This window comes from Microbacterium sp. WHRI 7836 (genome assembly GCF_040223885.2).
Lineage (GTDB): Bacteria > Actinomycetota > Actinomycetes > Actinomycetales > Microbacteriaceae > Microbacterium > Microbacterium oxydans.
Genome location: NZ_CP168171.1, coordinates 3,534,520 through 3,549,427 on the forward strand (window position 1 = coordinate 3,534,520; position 14,908 = coordinate 3,549,427).

General features: G+C 69.7%; 15 protein-coding genes. 7 read left to right on the forward strand and 8 right to left on the reverse strand.

All coding sequences use genetic code 11. The features are described from left to right. Positions 1-25: 25 nt before the first annotated feature. The 3 genes from ABRP18_RS17115 to ABRP18_RS17125 all read right to left on the reverse strand — a co-directional run bounded on the left by ABRP18_RS17115 (position 26) and on the right by ABRP18_RS17125 (position 4,460). The gene (locus ABRP18_RS17115) at positions 26-3,229 is read right to left on the reverse strand and encodes a glycoside hydrolase N-terminal domain-containing protein (protein ID WP_349885084.1); all 3,204 of its coding nucleotides are present in this window, start codon (positions 3,227-3,229) and stop codon (positions 26-28) included. A gap of 227 nt (positions 3,230-3,456) precedes the next feature. Then, complete coding sequence (locus tag ABRP18_RS17120) at positions 3,457-3,813, reverse strand: hypothetical protein (RefSeq protein ID WP_046748615.1); 357 nt, start codon at positions 3,811-3,813, stop codon at positions 3,457-3,459. After that, positions 3,810-4,460 carry an acyl-CoA synthetase gene (locus tag ABRP18_RS17125; protein WP_349885085.1) on the reverse strand — a complete coding sequence of 217 codons (651 nt, stop codon included), beginning with the start codon at positions 4,458-4,460 and terminating at the stop codon, positions 3,810-3,812. The genes ABRP18_RS17120 and ABRP18_RS17125 overlap by 4 nt, the downstream gene beginning before the upstream one ends. Positions 4,461-4,765: 305 nt before the next feature. On the opposite strand from ABRP18_RS17125, the gene ABRP18_RS17130 reads away from it, so the two are divergent. After that, positions 4,766-5,689, forward strand: coding sequence for a hypothetical protein (locus ABRP18_RS17130; RefSeq protein WP_193761130.1), 924 nt, complete (start codon positions 4,766-4,768; stop codon positions 5,687-5,689). On the opposite strand, the gene ABRP18_RS17135 is transcribed toward ABRP18_RS17130, so the two are convergent. Next, complete coding sequence (locus ABRP18_RS17135) at positions 5,677-6,516, reverse strand: sulfurtransferase (protein ID WP_058632828.1); 840 nt, start codon at positions 6,514-6,516, stop codon at positions 5,677-5,679. The two genes, ABRP18_RS17130 and ABRP18_RS17135, sit on opposite strands and share 13 nt — an antisense overlap. A gap of 170 nt (positions 6,517-6,686) precedes the next feature. Between ABRP18_RS17135 and ABRP18_RS17140 the strand changes: the two genes are divergently transcribed. Further along, on the forward strand, positions 6,687-7,610 hold the full coding sequence (locus ABRP18_RS17140; protein ID WP_349885086.1) for a DMT family transporter: 924 nt from the start codon (positions 6,687-6,689) through the stop codon (positions 7,608-7,610). On the opposite strand, the gene ABRP18_RS17145 is transcribed toward ABRP18_RS17140, so the two are convergent. Beyond that, complete coding sequence (locus ABRP18_RS17145) at positions 7,600-8,619, reverse strand: zinc-dependent alcohol dehydrogenase family protein (protein WP_349885087.1); 1,020 nt, start codon at positions 8,617-8,619, stop codon at positions 7,600-7,602. The genes ABRP18_RS17140 and ABRP18_RS17145 overlap by 11 nt on opposite strands. Positions 8,620-8,747: 128 nt before the next feature. Between ABRP18_RS17145 and ribA the strand changes: the two genes are divergently transcribed. The 4 genes from ribA to ABRP18_RS17165 all read left to right on the forward strand — a co-directional run bounded on the left by ribA (position 8,748) and on the right by ABRP18_RS17165 (position 11,308). Then, entirely contained in the window at positions 8,748-9,407 is a 660-nt protein-coding gene (gene ribA / locus ABRP18_RS17150) for a GTP cyclohydrolase II (RefSeq protein ID WP_349885088.1), read from the forward strand. A 29-nt stretch (positions 9,408-9,436) separates the two neighbouring features. Continuing rightward, complete coding sequence (locus ABRP18_RS17155) at positions 9,437-9,925, forward strand: MarR family transcriptional regulator (protein ID WP_349885089.1); 489 nt, start codon at positions 9,437-9,439, stop codon at positions 9,923-9,925. 69 nt (positions 9,926-9,994) lie between these two features. Then, positions 9,995-10,912: a helix-turn-helix transcriptional regulator gene (locus tag ABRP18_RS17160; protein WP_349885090.1), complete on the forward strand. Its 918-nt coding sequence runs from the start codon at positions 9,995-9,997 to the stop codon at positions 10,910-10,912. Between the two features lie 66 nt (positions 10,913-10,978). After that, positions 10,979-11,308 carry a helix-turn-helix transcriptional regulator gene (locus ABRP18_RS17165; RefSeq protein ID WP_349885091.1) on the forward strand — a complete coding sequence of 110 codons (330 nt, stop codon included), beginning with the start codon at positions 10,979-10,981 and terminating at the stop codon, positions 11,306-11,308. Positions 11,309-11,412: 104 nt separating this feature from the next. On the opposite strand, the gene ABRP18_RS17170 is transcribed toward ABRP18_RS17165, so the two are convergent. From ABRP18_RS17170 to ABRP18_RS17180, 3 genes are all read right to left on the reverse strand, one after another. After that, positions 11,413-12,003 carry a ClpP family protease gene (locus ABRP18_RS17170; protein ID WP_046748606.1) on the reverse strand — a complete coding sequence of 197 codons (591 nt, stop codon included), beginning with the start codon at positions 12,001-12,003 and terminating at the stop codon, positions 11,413-11,415. Further along, positions 12,000-12,614: a ClpP family protease gene (locus tag ABRP18_RS17175; RefSeq protein WP_046748605.1), complete on the reverse strand. Its 615-nt coding sequence runs from the start codon at positions 12,612-12,614 to the stop codon at positions 12,000-12,002. Before ABRP18_RS17175 ends, ABRP18_RS17170 begins: the two co-directional genes overlap by 4 nt. A gap of 162 nt (positions 12,615-12,776) precedes the next feature. Beyond that, a complete protein-coding gene (locus tag ABRP18_RS17180) occupies positions 12,777-14,204 on the reverse strand; it encodes a hypothetical protein (protein WP_349885092.1) in 1,428 nt (475 codons plus the stop codon). Positions 14,205-14,419: 215 nt separating this feature from the next. On the opposite strand from ABRP18_RS17180, the gene ABRP18_RS17185 reads away from it, so the two are divergent. Further along, a complete protein-coding gene (locus ABRP18_RS17185) occupies positions 14,420-14,893 on the forward strand; it encodes a hotdog domain-containing protein (RefSeq protein WP_349885093.1) in 474 nt (157 codons plus the stop codon). Positions 14,894-14,908: the final 15 nt, after the last annotated feature.

The window sequence follows — 14,908 nt, forward strand, 5'->3', positions numbered from 1 at the left end:
TCGCCGTCCCTCTCGCCGCCCCCGATCAGTGCGCCGGACCGAGGTCGCGCATGGGCTTGCCGTTCTTCGGGTTGCCCGGCTTCACCTTGCGACGTTCCCCGTTGACGACCACGATCACGTTGCTCATGTTCGGCGCGCGGTCGGCGACCACGTCGTAGGACACGACCTTCCCGTCCCGCCAGGTGCAGTCCACGCGATACCCGCCCCGCGCGCGGAGACCGGCGAACGATCCGCTCACCGCCCAGTCCGCCGGCACGGCGGGGAGCAGACGGATCACCCCACCATGGCTCTGCACCAGCATCTCCGCGATCGCTCCGACGATGCCGTAGTTGCCGTCGAGCTGGAACGGCGGATGGTTCGCCCAGAGGTTCTGCAGGATGTTGTAGGTGAGCAGTCCTCGCACCATGATCCCCGCCCGCTCGGCATCACCCAGGCGCGCGAAGAGACCGGCCCGCCACGGCCAGGTCCACGAACGACGACTGTCTCCCGAGACCGTGGCGGCGGTGAACGGCACACCCTCCTTCTCCCCGCAGCGGGCCTTCAGCGAGACCAGGGCCGCCGCGGAGAGCTCCGGGGTGTCGGGGGTGATCTGCCGCCCCGGGTACACGGCGAACAGGTGCGACGTATGCCGGTGGATGTCGTTCGGGTCGTCACGGTCGGTCTGCCACTCCTGCAACTGCCCCCAGCGGCCGATCTTGTTGGGAGCCAGACGGGACTGCATGTCGGCGACGGTCTTCCGGTAGGTCTTGTCGGCGCCGAGGGCCTCGGCGCACTCGAGGTAGTTCTGGAACAGATCCCAGATGATCTGCTGGTCGTGCATGACGCCGTCCTCGCGCGGACCGTGCTCCGGAGACCAGCCCATCGGCGCGACCAGCGTGCCGTCGGGAAGCTCTTTGAGCTGGTCCTCCCAGAACTGGCAGATCTCCTTGATCAGCGGGTAGGCGAGGTCGCGCAGGTACTTCTTGTCCTGCGTGAACGCCCAGTGCTCGTAGAGGTGCTGGGCGTACCAGGCGCTCGCGATCGTGTTCCACTCCCACGAGTTGCCGCCGAAGATGCTCTGCGAGGTGCGGGCGGTCCACCCGCGCACGTCGGCGCCGAAGGCGTTGCGCGTCGCCACCCGGCTGGGGACCGCCACCTCGCGGATGAACGTCGCGAGCGCCTCATGGGACTCCGGGAGGTCGGCGGTCTCCGCGCCCCAGTAGTTCATCTGCACGTTGATGTTGGTGTGGTAGTCGCTGGCCCACGCCGGCTGGTTGCTGTTGTTCCACAGCCCCTGCAGGTTGGCCGGCAGCCCCCCGGGCTTCGACGAGCTGAGGAGCAGATACCGGCCGTACGCGTAGAGCGTCTGCTCGAGCGTGGGGTCCGCCTCCCCCTTCCCGTAGCGGAGCAGCCGGCGATCCGTGGGCATGACCGTCACGGTGCCGTCGGTCGCTCCCCACTCCACCTTCGCGCGCTGCATCAGCTCGGAGACCTGTGCGGTGTGCGCAGAGCGGAGACTCTGCCACGACCGGGAGGCGGCGGCGTTCAGCGCCTTCTCGATCGCGGGCTGCGGTGCGGCGCCTCGCCAGCCGTGCGCCGCGCTCAGACGATAGTCGGTGCGCGCGTCGAGCAGCAGTGTGATGCTCGACGCCTCCGAGACGCGCAGCCCGCCCTCGGCGGCGACGACCCGGCCGTCGGTCTCGGCGATGCGGACGACGGCCGCGTGCGTGAGGTCGTTGGCCATCGTCCCGGCGAAACTCAGCCGACGTCCGCCCGCGTCGGCCACGGTGGCGACGCCGTCCTGCTTGGACGTCAGAGTGAGCAGCGCCGTCAGCGCACCGGGCCGATCGGCGGTGAACCGCACCGCGATGATGTCGGCCTCCCGGCTCGCGAAGGCCTCGCGCAACACCGTCCCCTGTGCGGTCGCGAAGTGAGTGCTGTGGGTGCCGTCCGCGATGTCGAGTGCACGCCGGTAGTCCACGACCGCCTTGGCGCCCGCCGTGCTGAAACCGCCGCCGGTGAAGGCGATGCCGCCGAGACGGATGGCACCCGGCGCGGAGAACGAGATGCGGTACATCGCGAACGCGGTGGTGTTCGCGTACGTGAACGTCCGCCCCACGCCGCGCTCGGGGAACGTCTCCCCTACTCGGGTGTCGAGGGTCTTCCAGGTCAGCCCGTCATCCGAGCCGGCGACGATCCAGTCGCGTGGATCCTGCTCCGGCGTGTCCGGTGCGCTGGTGAGCACGTAGCCGTTCAGGGTGTTCTTCGAGGAGAGCTCGACCTGCCACACCGCGCCACCGCCCGTCGCGGGAACAGCCCAGACGGTCGCGGGATCGGTATCGATGCTGCCGACGAGGGAGTCCGCGTGACCGCTGGGCGATGACACGTAGACGGCGCTTCCCTGCGCCAGTTCGACGCCGCCGAGCGCGATCTCCCCCACCTGGAAGTGGCTGACTCCCGCCTTCGGGGCGAAGACGAAGCGATAGTGGGCGTACGCGGTGGTGTTGGCGACCGAGAAGCTCTTGGACTGGAGTCGCTGGGGGAACGGCGCCTCGGAGCGGACGTCGAGCACGACCCACGCCGCTCCGTCGGACGAGCCTTCCAGGCGCCAGTCCTGCGGGTCCCGCGCAGGGACGTCGTTGGCACTCGTGAGCACATACGACGAGACGACGGCGGGGGCGGCGAGATCGGCCTGCCACGTCACCTCTGCGGGCGGCGCGATCAGGCACCATTTCGTGGCGGGATTGCCGTCGAACGTCTTCTCGACGCTCTCGCCGCCGGACACCTGGTACGGGCCGCCGGGAGAGCTGACGGTCGTGCGCGCACCGAACGCCACCGTCACCTCGCCGAAGTCGCGGAAGGATCCGAAGCCGGTCACGCTGGTGTCGTACGCACCGTCGGGCTGACCGGCGAGAGCGTTGTCGTAGTCGTTGACCCCGCCCCACAGGCTCTGCTCGCTGAAGTGGATCACCTCGGCGTCCGGGTTGCCGAACAGCTTCGCGCCGAGACGGGCGTTGCCGATCGGGAGAGCCTGGGTCTCCCAGTCCGTCGCCGGCGTCGCGTACCAGAGCGCGTACGGCGACAGCTGTGGGCGCGGGATCGCCCCCGCCGGCACGGCGCGGAGAGGAGCCTGCGCCGAGAACGTGCTCGCCGCGGCGGGGCGGGCGGCGAGGAACTGGGGGACGAGCGGGGCGAGAAGGGCGAGACCGCCCACCTGCAGTGCCTGGCGACGGGAAATGGGGTCCTTCATCACAGCAATCCTCCGGAGCATCGTTGATCTACTGGGGCCGTGCGGCCTCGCAGCCGATCGTGGATGCGAGGCGTCGGAGCCAGTGTGCGCCATGAAACATCGGATGTATAGCGACGATTGTCCAGAAGGTATGCCGAAAGTGTCGGCTTCAGCGCGTTCTTCTGAGCGCTTTAACCCGATGTTCCGCCGGGGGTCGAGTGGGTGAACCTGCTCGAGGGGCTATCGGATCAGGAGGAGGCGGAGCGACCGGGCGCCGCGGAATCGGGGTTCTCACCCTCGGGCTCCGGGTCGTACAGCACGGGACGATCGATCGTCTTCGTCACGTCGGCGGGATCGACGGCGAGGATCAGCATCGCGAGGATCAGCAGCGTCACGATGAACGCGCCGCCGCCCACGACGAGTCCGAGGGCGATCGGGGTCAGCCCCTCGTAGGTGCCGTTGGCGATGGAGGCGTTCACCCGCGCGGTGAAGGCACCGGTGGAGACCAGCGTGACGACCATGGCGAACACACCGCAGCCGAGTGCGATGAGGAGCAGGTGCAGGGGCCGCAGAATGTCCCGGCGGGTGGGCTTCTCGTCGCTCATCGCTCTCCTCCGTGCTCCGCAGGAGCGGTGCTGTCGTTCGAATCGGACGCCGTCGTGACCGCGTCGGCCTGCTTCGGTGTGAGGCCGGCGATGCCGAGGAACACCGCGACGATCGCCGCGTAGCCGCCGAACATGCCGACGCCCAGGATGATGCCGGAGAGCACGAACGTGCCGGCCTCGTCGATCGTGTACTCCTGGAGGAAGCCGAACGGGATCAGCAGCAGAGCGATACCGAGCAGCACGCCCAGCGCCCCCACGGAGATCGCGTCGCGGGACAGCATGCCGCCGGCACGACGGGAGCGGATGCCTGCGAGCAGCTCGATGCCGCCGCTGACGATCGCCCAGGAGGAGACGACGACGAAGAACAGATCGTCAGACCGCCAGACGGGGATGCCGCTCACGAGGCCGGCGACCACCCCGACGGCGGCGAGCAGCACGGACGGCCAGCGCGATCCGGCCGGCAGCACCAGCCAGGCGGCGAGCACGTGCACGAGCGCCGTGAGGAACACGAAACCGCTGAAGACGGACAGACCGACGGGTGCGGAGTGATCAGACGAGAACGTGATCATGAGCGCGGCGACGGCGGCGAACAGCGCGCGCAGCAATTGCACGTGGCGCATGGTGAATGCGCGAGCAGGGGCAGACATGACGGTCCTGAGTCCTCCGGGGTGTTGCTCCCAGTCTACGCAAGGCTGCGTGGCCGCGACGCCGGGAGCCGTGCGGGGGAGGATTCGTGAAGCCCGGCGGATCTCCCCAGATCGATTGCCGGGCTTCACGACATACGCAGCAAGGGGGGCATCACTGCGTCAGGCCGGTCGTTCGCAGGCACGGGCACCCTGCCCGCGAAGACGGCCAAGTGACCCCACATGCCCACCCGGTCCCCTGAGGTACGCGCGTGCGGTCGTATGCTCACTCTAAAGCGCTGATCTTCACATACCGGAGGGGATCTGTGATGAATCTCGAAGATGACGCGCGCAGAGCCGAGCACGGTGATTTCGCGAGCGCCCTGCGCGACGCGATAAACGCCAAACCGGTGACCCTGTCCTGGCTGCAGCGGCAGCTCAAGGCGCGGGGTAACCGCGTGTCGATGGCGACCCTGAGCTACTGGCGGTCGGGCGCAAGGCGACCGGAGGGCGCTCAGTCGCTGGCAGCCCTCGCCGACATCGAGGAGCTCCTCGGACTCCGCGTCGGCGCGCTGAGCAGGATGCTCCGCTCGACCAATCGCACGGGCCCCCTCGGGCCGAACCAGTTCCCGATCGACGAGGAGGAGCTCGAGGTGGCCGTGATCGAGGCCTTCCGAGCGCTGGGGGCGGCCTACCCCGACACCTCCCGCGAGCTCACCACCCATTCGGTGACGGATGTCGGGGCCGACGGCAACGTCGCGTACAGCATCACGCGCAGCATCGTGCAGTCGACGGTGGGCACGATCACGGCGATACCGTTCCTGGAGATCACCCCGGGCGTCCGCACGCCGGCGCCGTTGCTCAAGGCCGTGTCAGGGGGGAGGATCGCGGCGCGCTACTCCCACCCGGACGGCGAGGTGCACGGTGTGCTGTTCGAACTCGACGTCCCCCTGACAGCGCCGGAGACCGCGATGGTCGAGTGGTCGGTCGAGTACCCGCCCGACTACCCGGAGACCCACGACACCGGCCACGCGCTGGCGCAGAAGGCCAGGGAGCTGCTGGTGTGGACGCGCTTCCACCCCGACGCGATCCCGGACTGGTGCGAGGAGCACATCGAGACGCCGGACGGGGTCACGATCACCCCCCTCCCGCCGCCTCGCGGGAACTCGGTCCACCTGGTGCGTCGGGCTTTCGGGCCTGGCGCGCTGGGCCTGCAGTGGGGGTACGGCCCCCGCGAGGATCAACCGGGCTGATCGCCGACCGCGACCGGACGCCCCGGGGTGTTCGACCACTGGCTCCACGAACCGGGGAAGACCTTGGCCTCGATGCCGACCTCGTGCAGTACAAGTGCGGTGTGGGCAGCCGTCACACCCGAACCGCAGTACGCGGCAACGGGCGTTCCCGGCGTCACGCCGACCTCGGCGAAGGTCGCCAGGATCGTCTCCCTGTCGAGGATCTTCCCGTCCGCGTCGAAGTGCACGGGTTCGGGAAGATTGCGCGCACCGGGGATGTGACCACCCACGGGATCGAACGGTTCCGAGTCGCCTCGGTACCGATCCGCGGCCCGCGCGTCGATCAGCACCCCGGACGCCGGGAAGGCCGCGGCCTCGTCGATCGACAACGCATCGTCTCCGATCGGGTCGAGCACGACATCGCCGGGCTCCGGGCTCACGTCGTCCGTCGCGATGTCGAACCCCTCAGCCCGCCATGCCCTGATGCCGCCGTCGAGCACGCGCACGTCGACGCCGGCCTGCCGCAGGAGCCACCAGGCGCGGGCTGCGGCGATGCCTTTGAAGTCGTCGTAGGCGACGACCGTGTCGCCGGATCGCACCCCCCAGCGACGGGCCGCGTCCTGGAGCGTGGCCGTGGACGGGAGCGGGTGGCGCCCCTCCGCGGCCTCGCCGTGCGTGGCGAGCTCGGTGTCGAGAGCGGCGAACACCGCGCCGGGGATGTGGCCCGAGAGGTAGTCGTCGTGTCCGGCGTCGGGACGATCGAGGCGCCAGCGCACGTCGATCACACGCACCGGCGCACCCCCGGTCAGCAGGTCGTTCAGTTCGACGGCACTCACGAAGTCGCTCATGCTGCGAGGCTACCGAGTCCGCAGCGGCATCGGCGCCCGGCCGTCTTCTCCCGTCACTTTCGCATCGCGTAACTGACTCGATCCGACGGCTGTTCGGCACCATCCGCGCGATTCGAACGACGACTGCGGCCCGTTAGGCTCTATCCGGCAACGTCGAGAAAGGGGCAACGATGCCCTCTCGTCTCCGGTGGATGCGTCTGCGTCCGCAGGAAGCCGCGCTCATCGCGATCACCGCGGTCTGGGGCGGCACCTTCCTGCTCGTGCACTGGGCCATGGAGCACTCCGGGCCATGGTTCTTCGTCGGCATCCGCTTCCTCATCGCCGGACTCATCAGCGTCGTGATCTTCCGACGCGCTCTGCGCGGCATCCGCTGGCGCGACATCGGCGCCGGCGTCGCGATCGGCGTCATGATCTACCTCGGCTACGGCCTGCAGACGCTGGGGTTGCAGACCATCGACAGCAGCACCTCGGCGTTCATCACCGCGATGTACGTGCCGATGGTGCCGCTGGCCCAGTGGGCCGTGTTCCGCAAGCGTCCCCCGGCCATGGCGTTCGCGGGTGCGGGACTGGCGTTCGTGGGGCTGCTGTTCATCGCGGGGCCGGATGCCTTGGCCCTGACGCTCGGCACCGGTGAGATCGCGACCATGATCAGCACCCTGCCGATCGCGGCCGAGATCATCCTGATCAGCCTGTTCGCCGGGAAGATCGACCTCGGACGCATCACGATCGTGCAGCTGCTCACGGCCGGCCTGCTGGGACTGCTCACCATGCCGGTGGTCGGTGAGGGGGTTCCCGAGTTCTCCTGGATCTGGGTCGGCTGCGCGGTGGGACTGGGGGCGGCGAGCTGTCTGATCCAGCTGACGATGAACTGGGCGCAGAAGTCGGTCTCCCCCACACGCGCGACCATCATCTACGCGGGAGAGCCGGTGTGGGCGGGGGTCATCGGACGCCTCGCCGGCGAGCGCCTGCCCGCGACCGCGCTCATCGGCGGCGCATTCGTCGTGCTCGGGATCCTCGCGAGCGAGGTGAAGCTCGTGCGACAGCGACAGCGACGACGCCCGCAGGAGCCCACGCCTCCGCACATCAGACCGTGAGCAGCACCTTCGTGGCGCGTCGCTCGTCCATGGCGCGGTAGCCCTCCGCCGCGTCCTCGAGCGGCAGCGTGAGGTCGAACACCTTGCCCGGATCGATCTTCCGGTCCCAGATCAGCTGGATGAGCTCGGGGAGGAAGCGCCGCACGGGAGCAGGGCCGCCGTGCAGATGCACTCCGGAGAAGAAGAGCTCTTCGCCGGGGAGGGCGACATCGTGGGAGACACCGACATAGCCGACGTGGCCGCCGGGACGGGTGGAGCGGATCGCCTGCATCATCGACTCCTGCGTGCCGACCGCCTCGATCACGGAGTGCGCGCCGAGTCCGTCCGTGAGCTCCTTGATGCGGGCGACCCCCTCGTCCCCCCGCTCCTCGACGATGTCGGTGGCACCGAACTCGCGCGCCAGAGCCTGCCGATCGGCATGGCGACTCATCGCGATGATGCGCTCCGCGCCGAGCTCGCGTGCGGCCAGGACGCCCAGCAGACCCACCGCGCCGTCGCCGACGACCGCGACGGTCTTGCCCGGCCCCGCCTCGGCGGCGACCGCGGCGAACCATCCGGTTCCCAGGACGTCGGATGCGGCGAGCAGAGACGGGATGAGGTCGGCGTCCGGCTGTCCTGGAGTGACGACCAGGGTGCCGTCGGCGTGCGGGATGAGCGCGTACTCGGCCTGCGTGCCGTACCTGCCCATCGGGACGACGTGCACGCAACGGGACTGGTATCCCGCTCGGCAGATCTCGCACGTGTTGTCTGATGCCATGAAGGAGCCGACCACGAAGTCGCCGACCTCCAGCGTCTGCACCTCGTCACCGATGGCCTCGACCACGCCGACGTACTCGTGTCCCATCGGATCGTGGTCCACGGGGTTCGCACCGCGATACGGCCAGAGGTCGGACCCGCAGATGCAGGTCGCGGCGATACGGATCACGGCATCGGTCGGCCGCGTGATGGTGGGCTTCTCCCTGTCCTCGACCCGGACGTCGCCTGGGGCGTGCATGACTACTCCGCGCATTCGTGATGCTCCTTCTGTCGCGTGACCCCCAGTCAACTCCGATTCCACGGCGGATGGGAGGTACTGAGGGAACCCCTCGGAATCCGCTCCACGGGGAATACTCCGCAGCAGGCCGCGTTGCACCCGGCATGATTGAAAGTTCAACCGTCGCTCCGGTCGCGACGGAACGCACCCGCGTCCGCGTCCCGCTGCGATTCGGCGACGGCTTCTCCACGACCGCCGACGTGGTCACCTTCGACGGGCTGGCCGACGGCCGCGAGCACCTGCTACTCGGGCTGGGCGACTGGCGGGCGGCGATCGATCGCGCGGAGGACGGCGACGAGGCCCCGCTCGTGCGCCCGCACAGCGAGTGCCTGACGGGCGACGTGTTCGGGTCGGAACGCTGTGACTGCGGCCCTCAGCTGCGCGAGGCCGTGGAGCGCATCGCGGAGGAGGGCGGCTTCCTGCTCTACCTGCGCCAGGAGGGGCGCGGCATCGGCCTGTACGCCAAGCTCGACGCGTACGCCCTGCAGGATGCCGGCCTCGACACGTACGAGGCGAACGTCGCCCTGGGCCGGGGTGAGGACGAGCGCGACTACACGGTGGCGGCGCAGATGCTGCACGCGCTCGGCGTCGACGGCATCCGCCTGCTGAGCAACAACCCCGACAAGGCGGTGCAGCTCGAAGCCCTCGGGGTCCGCGTGACCGAGCGCGTACCCACCCAGGTGCACCTGTCGGAGTCGAACTCCCGCTACCTGCAGGCCAAGCGCGACCACACGGCGCACACACTCGACCTGTCCGCGGCATGACGGCAGGCGCGACAGCACGGGAGGGCATCATGACCTCGGAGGCGGACGGGACGGCGGAGCAGAATCCGCGTCGGCTCGACGACACCGAGATGGATACCTGGCTGCCGGTCATCCGCTTCGTGCAGCTGCTCCCTCAGGTGCTCGACCGCACGCTGAAGGAAGAGGTCGGTCTCAACCACGCCCGCTACGCCATCCTCATCACCCTGGCCGGCCGGGGTGAGAGCGCCGTGACCATGACCGAGCTCGCCCGCATCGCCGGCCTCAGCCGGTCGCGTCTGAGCCACGCGCTGGACTCGCTCGAGGAGCGCGGCTGGGTCGAGCGCACCTCCTGCGGCTCCGACAAGCGCACCCTCTCGGCCACGCTGACGCCGGCCGGACGGGAGATGCTCCGCACGGCGGCCCCCGTGCACGTCGAGCAGGTGCGGGAACTCGTGCTCGACCCCCTCACGGGCGAGGAGCGCGAGCAGCTGAGGGCGATCCTCGGAAAGCTGCTCCCCGGCGTGACCGCGGCCCTCTGACGTACGGCCCGGGTCACCGGTACCGCCAGTACCTCCCTGTCCGGTCGTCGAGCGCGTAGCGTCGGATGCATGGACACCCGCAGCGAGGTGCGCGAGTTCCTCTCCACGAGGCGCGCACGCATCACCCCCGATCAGGCCGGACTCCCGGCATTCGGCGGCAACCGCCGCGTTCCCGGACTGCGCCGCGAGGAGGTCTCGCTGCTCGCGGGGGTCAGCGTCGACTACTACACGCGTCTCGAACGCGGAGACCTGTCCGGGGCATCGGACAGCGTGCTCGATGCGCTGTCCCGTGCGCTCCAGCTGGATGAGGCCGAGACCGCGCACCTGTTCGACCTCGCCCGCGCCGCGAACACCTCGCCGGTCGCGCGCGCACCACGGAAGAAGACGACAGAGCTGCGTCCGAGCATCCTGCGCCTCCTCGACGCCATGACCGAAGCTCCGGCGATCGTGCGCAACAACTACTTCGACTACCTGGCGGCGAACGCCCTGGGTCGCGCCCTCTACGCGCCCGTGTTCGCGCAGCCGCAGCCGAACAGCGCGCGCTTCACCTTCCTCGATCCGGCCGCGCAGGAGTTCTACCCCGAATGGGATCGGAACACGCAGGAGCTCGTGGCCGCGATGCGCGGGGAGGCCGGACGCAATCCGTTCGACCGGAAGCTCACCGACCTGGTGGGCGAGCTCTCGACGCGGAGCGAGCGGTTTCGCACGCTGTGGGCCGCCCACAACGTGCGCTTCCACCGCACCGGGGTCAAGCGCATCGCGCATCCCGTGGTCGGGGAGATCGAGCTCTCCTACGAGGCCTTCGAACTCCCGGCCGATCCCGGGCTGCACCTCTCGACCTACACCGCGGAGCCAGGGACGGCATCGGCCGACAAATTGAGGATGCTCGCCAGCTGGGCGGCGACGGATGCCGCCGCATCCCCCTCGACCGAAGGCGCCGGCTCCTCGGCTTCCACGGACTCCGCCCCTGATCACGCGGACGCCTGAGCACCCGCTGTTCTGCTCTGAGCAGAACAGCTCGAACCGTCCGGACACCCCGGCCTATCGTGAGGCATGGCCGACCTGATCTCGTTCCCGCACACTCCTCGCTCCGACCGCCCGAAGTCGAACGACCCCGAGCCGCTGTGGCGTCACCTCCTCGGCGACCAGCTGCGTCGTCGACGCCACGACCGCGAGGAGACGCTCACCGAGACCGCCGAGAAGGCCGGCGTCTCGCCGCAGTACCTCTCCGAGGTGGAACGCGGGTTGAAGGAGCCGTCGAGCGAGATGATCGCCGCGATCGCCGGTGCGCTCGACACGAGTCTGATCGAGCTCACCAGCGACGTGGCCAACAGTCTGCGATCGACGGCCCCCTCGCGCGGCGCGTTCGCCCTCGCCGCCTGACCCGTCATCTGCATGAGCGACGGACGGATGCATGACCACAGGTCCCGCGTCGGTCATGCAGCCGCCCGTCGCTCATGCATCCGTCCGGCAGCCCGGACGCCGCCTCAGCTCCGCGCGCCGAGCACGGTGTCGATCAGTCCGTAGTCGAGCGCGGCGGGTGCCGTGAACACCCGATCACGGTCTGTGTCGGCTCGGAGTTCGGCGACCGTGCGACCGCTGTGCCTGGCCAGGATCTCCTCCATGTCGGAACGCACCCGCACCACTTCGTCGGCGGCAAGGATGAGGTCGGGGATCGCACCGCGCGACTGCCCTGCGGGCTGATGCAGAACGATGCGCGCGTGGGCGAGGGCCGCCCGCTCCCCCACGTCTCCTGCAGCGACCAGGAGCGCCGCGGGGCCGATGGCCTGGCCGACGCAGGTCGTCGCGATGCGCGGACGGATGTGCTGCATGGTGTCGTAGATCGCCAGCGCGGCCCCTGGATCGCCGCCCTCGCTGTTGATGTAGAACTGGATGCCGGATTCCGGGCTGTCCGCGTCGAGGTGCAGCAGCTGCGCGATGAGGGCGTTCGCGACCCCCGCATCGATGCCGGTGCCGAGGTAGATGACGCGCTCCGCGAGCAGATGCGAGTACACGTCCATGATGCGCTCGCCTCGGGGATGCTGCGCGATGACGTTGGGGATCGAGTAGGTGCTCATGCGTCCACCCCCAGACCGACGCGCGCGCGTCGTCGCGGCATCACGTCGCCGATCGAGACCACGATCGCGTCGATGAAGCCGTAGTCCTGCGCCTGCGTCGCGGTGTACCAGCGGTCGTGCAGCGAGTCCTCGAAGATGCGCGCGACGGGCTGACCGGTGTCGTCGGCGATCAGTCCGAGCACGGTGTCGCGCATGTGCCGCAGGTCGTCGGCCTGCGTCTCGAGCTCTCCCGCGGAGCCGCCGATGCCCGCGGACCCCTGATGCATGAGGATCCGAGCGTGCGGAAGCGCCCGGCGTTTGCCCGGGGTGCCGGCGGAGAGCAGGAACTGCCCGGCGCTGCACGCGAGGCCGAGAGCCAGGGTCGCGACGTCGTTGGGGATCAGCCGCATGATGTCGCGGATCGCGAGCATCGAGGGCACGGACCCGCCGGGCGAGTGTATCCACAAGGCGATGTCTGCCGTGGGGTCCTCGGCGGACAGCGCGAGCAGCTGCGTCATCAACAGCGTGCCGTTGTCGTCATCGAGGGCGCCGTCGAGCACGAGCACCCGCTCATGGAACAGCGCGCGCCGGGCTTCGGGACCGAACTGCGGGATGGGGTTGTCTTCGCTCATGCCCCCAGCATCGGCCGCAGCACATCGCGGACGGCGCGAATCCGCCCTGAGCGGCTCTGCCCTGAGCGGATGCCGGTGGGAGACATCCGCTCAGGGCGCTGGGGTGGGCCGGGCGGGGCGGGGGTGGGGCCGGGCGGGGTGGCGTCGGGCGGGGTCGGGGAGTCAGACCGCCAGGGCCAGCGCGCGTCGATGGGAGACGCGGTGACCGACCCAGAAGCCGATCGCGATCAGCCCGGCGAGGGCGATACCGAGGCCCCACGGCGTCATGGACGGGGCAGCCCCGGCCGTCGCGGTGGCGAGCGTGCCGGACCCGTCCGCGATCAGGCCGTTGCCCGCGGCGAGGTCGGCAGCACCGGCCTCGAGCTTGTCGCCGCCGGCCGCGAGCTCGCCCGAGCCGTCCGCGACGGTGGTGGCGCCAGCGGAGAGCTTCTCGATCCCGACGTTCAGGTCGCCCGCGCCGGTCTGCAGCGTCCCGACGCCGGTGGCGAGCGTCGTCGCGCCGTCGTTCAGGCGAGTCGCGCCTGCGCTGAGGTTCGCCGTTCCCGAGTAGAGGGCGGATGCCCCGGTCGAGAGGGTCTGCAGGCCCGCGGCGAGCCTCGATGCGCCTGCCGAGAGCTGCGTCGTGCCGGAGTGCAGAGCCTGCGCGCCGGCGACCAGAGCGGGCACCCCCTGGGGAGCGACGAGTGCTGCGGTGCCTGGCCACTGGCGGGCGGCGTCACCGCTGATGAGCGCATTCACGCCACCCGTCACCTGAGCCGATCCGGCAGCGGCCGCGACGAGTCCCTGCGCGAGGTCGGAGCCCTTGGCCGCGACGGGAGCCATCGCATCGACCTCCTGGTCGACTCCGGCGGCGAGAGCGGCGAGAGCCTTCAGCTGCGGGTTCTCCGGGTCGGCGGCGAGCATCCCCGCGAGGGCGTCGGCGAGCTGCTGCGAGTGGCCGGGCGCCGTGGCCGCGACGCCCTGGAGAAGCGTCTTCGCTCCCGGCTGCGCGAGAGCCACCACGTCGGCGTTCACCTTGGTTCCGAGGGTGTCGCTGAGCTGCGTCGCGCCGACGAGCACGCCGTTCGCATACGCGTGCGCGCCGTTCACACCGGCGGCGAGGGTGGACATCCCGGAAGAGAGGGTCTGCGCACCGGCATCCGCCTGCGCCATCTTCGTCGCGAGCTCCTGCGCTCCGGCGAGCGCCGTCTGCGCACCTCCGCTGACCTTGCCCGCACCGACCACGGCGGTCGATGCGCCGGCGGCGAGGCTGTTCGTCCCCTCGGCCAGGGTCGTCGCGCCGGTCGCTGCGGTCGTGGCACCGTCGCTCAGCTTCTGCGATCCTTCCTGCGCGCTGGCGGCTCCCGCTGCGAGCTCCTGGGTGCCCTCGGCCAGGCGGGATGCGCCCGTGGAGAGGTCTGCAGCGCCGGCTGCCAGGTCGGCCGAACCATCCTTGGCCGATGTCGTGCCGTCGGCGAGTTCGGAGGCACCGGCGGCGATCTTGCCGGTGGTCACCAAGAACAGGACCACCATGGCGGCCAGCAGCAGGCTGAGCACGATGACGGCGATGCGCATGCCGATTCCGTGCGAATGGGGCGTGGTACTCGTCATCGAGGACTCCCGGGGGTCAGTGGCGTCGTTGCCACCGGTGACTGTATGGCTGCGCCGAGGCGCGAGTGACGGATTTGCCGCTCGAAACCAAGTTCCAGCGCTCATGACACTGAGTTTCTTGTGAGGTATGCACAAAGGGACGTGGCCGACGGCCGTGTCCTCCGCGAAAACGGGCCGTAACATCTCCGACTCACGCGCCGCCTAGCCTCGTGCGCATGGCGAAGAAGAAGGCACCGGCGTGGCAGTGGTCGGAGGACGGACTCAACTTCCGCACCCGCAAATGGGTGCGCCCCGAGGACCTGAACGCGAACGGCTCCCTGTTCGGCGGGAGTCTGTTGAAGTGGATAGACGAGGAAGCGGCGATCTACGCGATCGTGCAGCTGGGCAACTATCGCGCCGTCACCAAGCACATCTCGGAGATCAACTTCGAGGCCTCGGCCGTGCAGGGCGACCTGATCGAGATCGGCCTGCAGGCGACGCATTTCGGCACCACGTCGCTGACCATGCGCGCGGTGGCGAGAAACATGATCACGCGCAAGCGCATCCTCACGATCGACAAGATCGTGTTCGTGAGCCTCGACGACGACGGAGTGCCGACCCCGCACGGGTACGACGAGATCACCTACGACCGCGACCGGATGCCGACGGAGCGCCTCGCGACCGCCACGATCCGCCTCCCCTCGCCGTGAGTCACGGCCGATGCG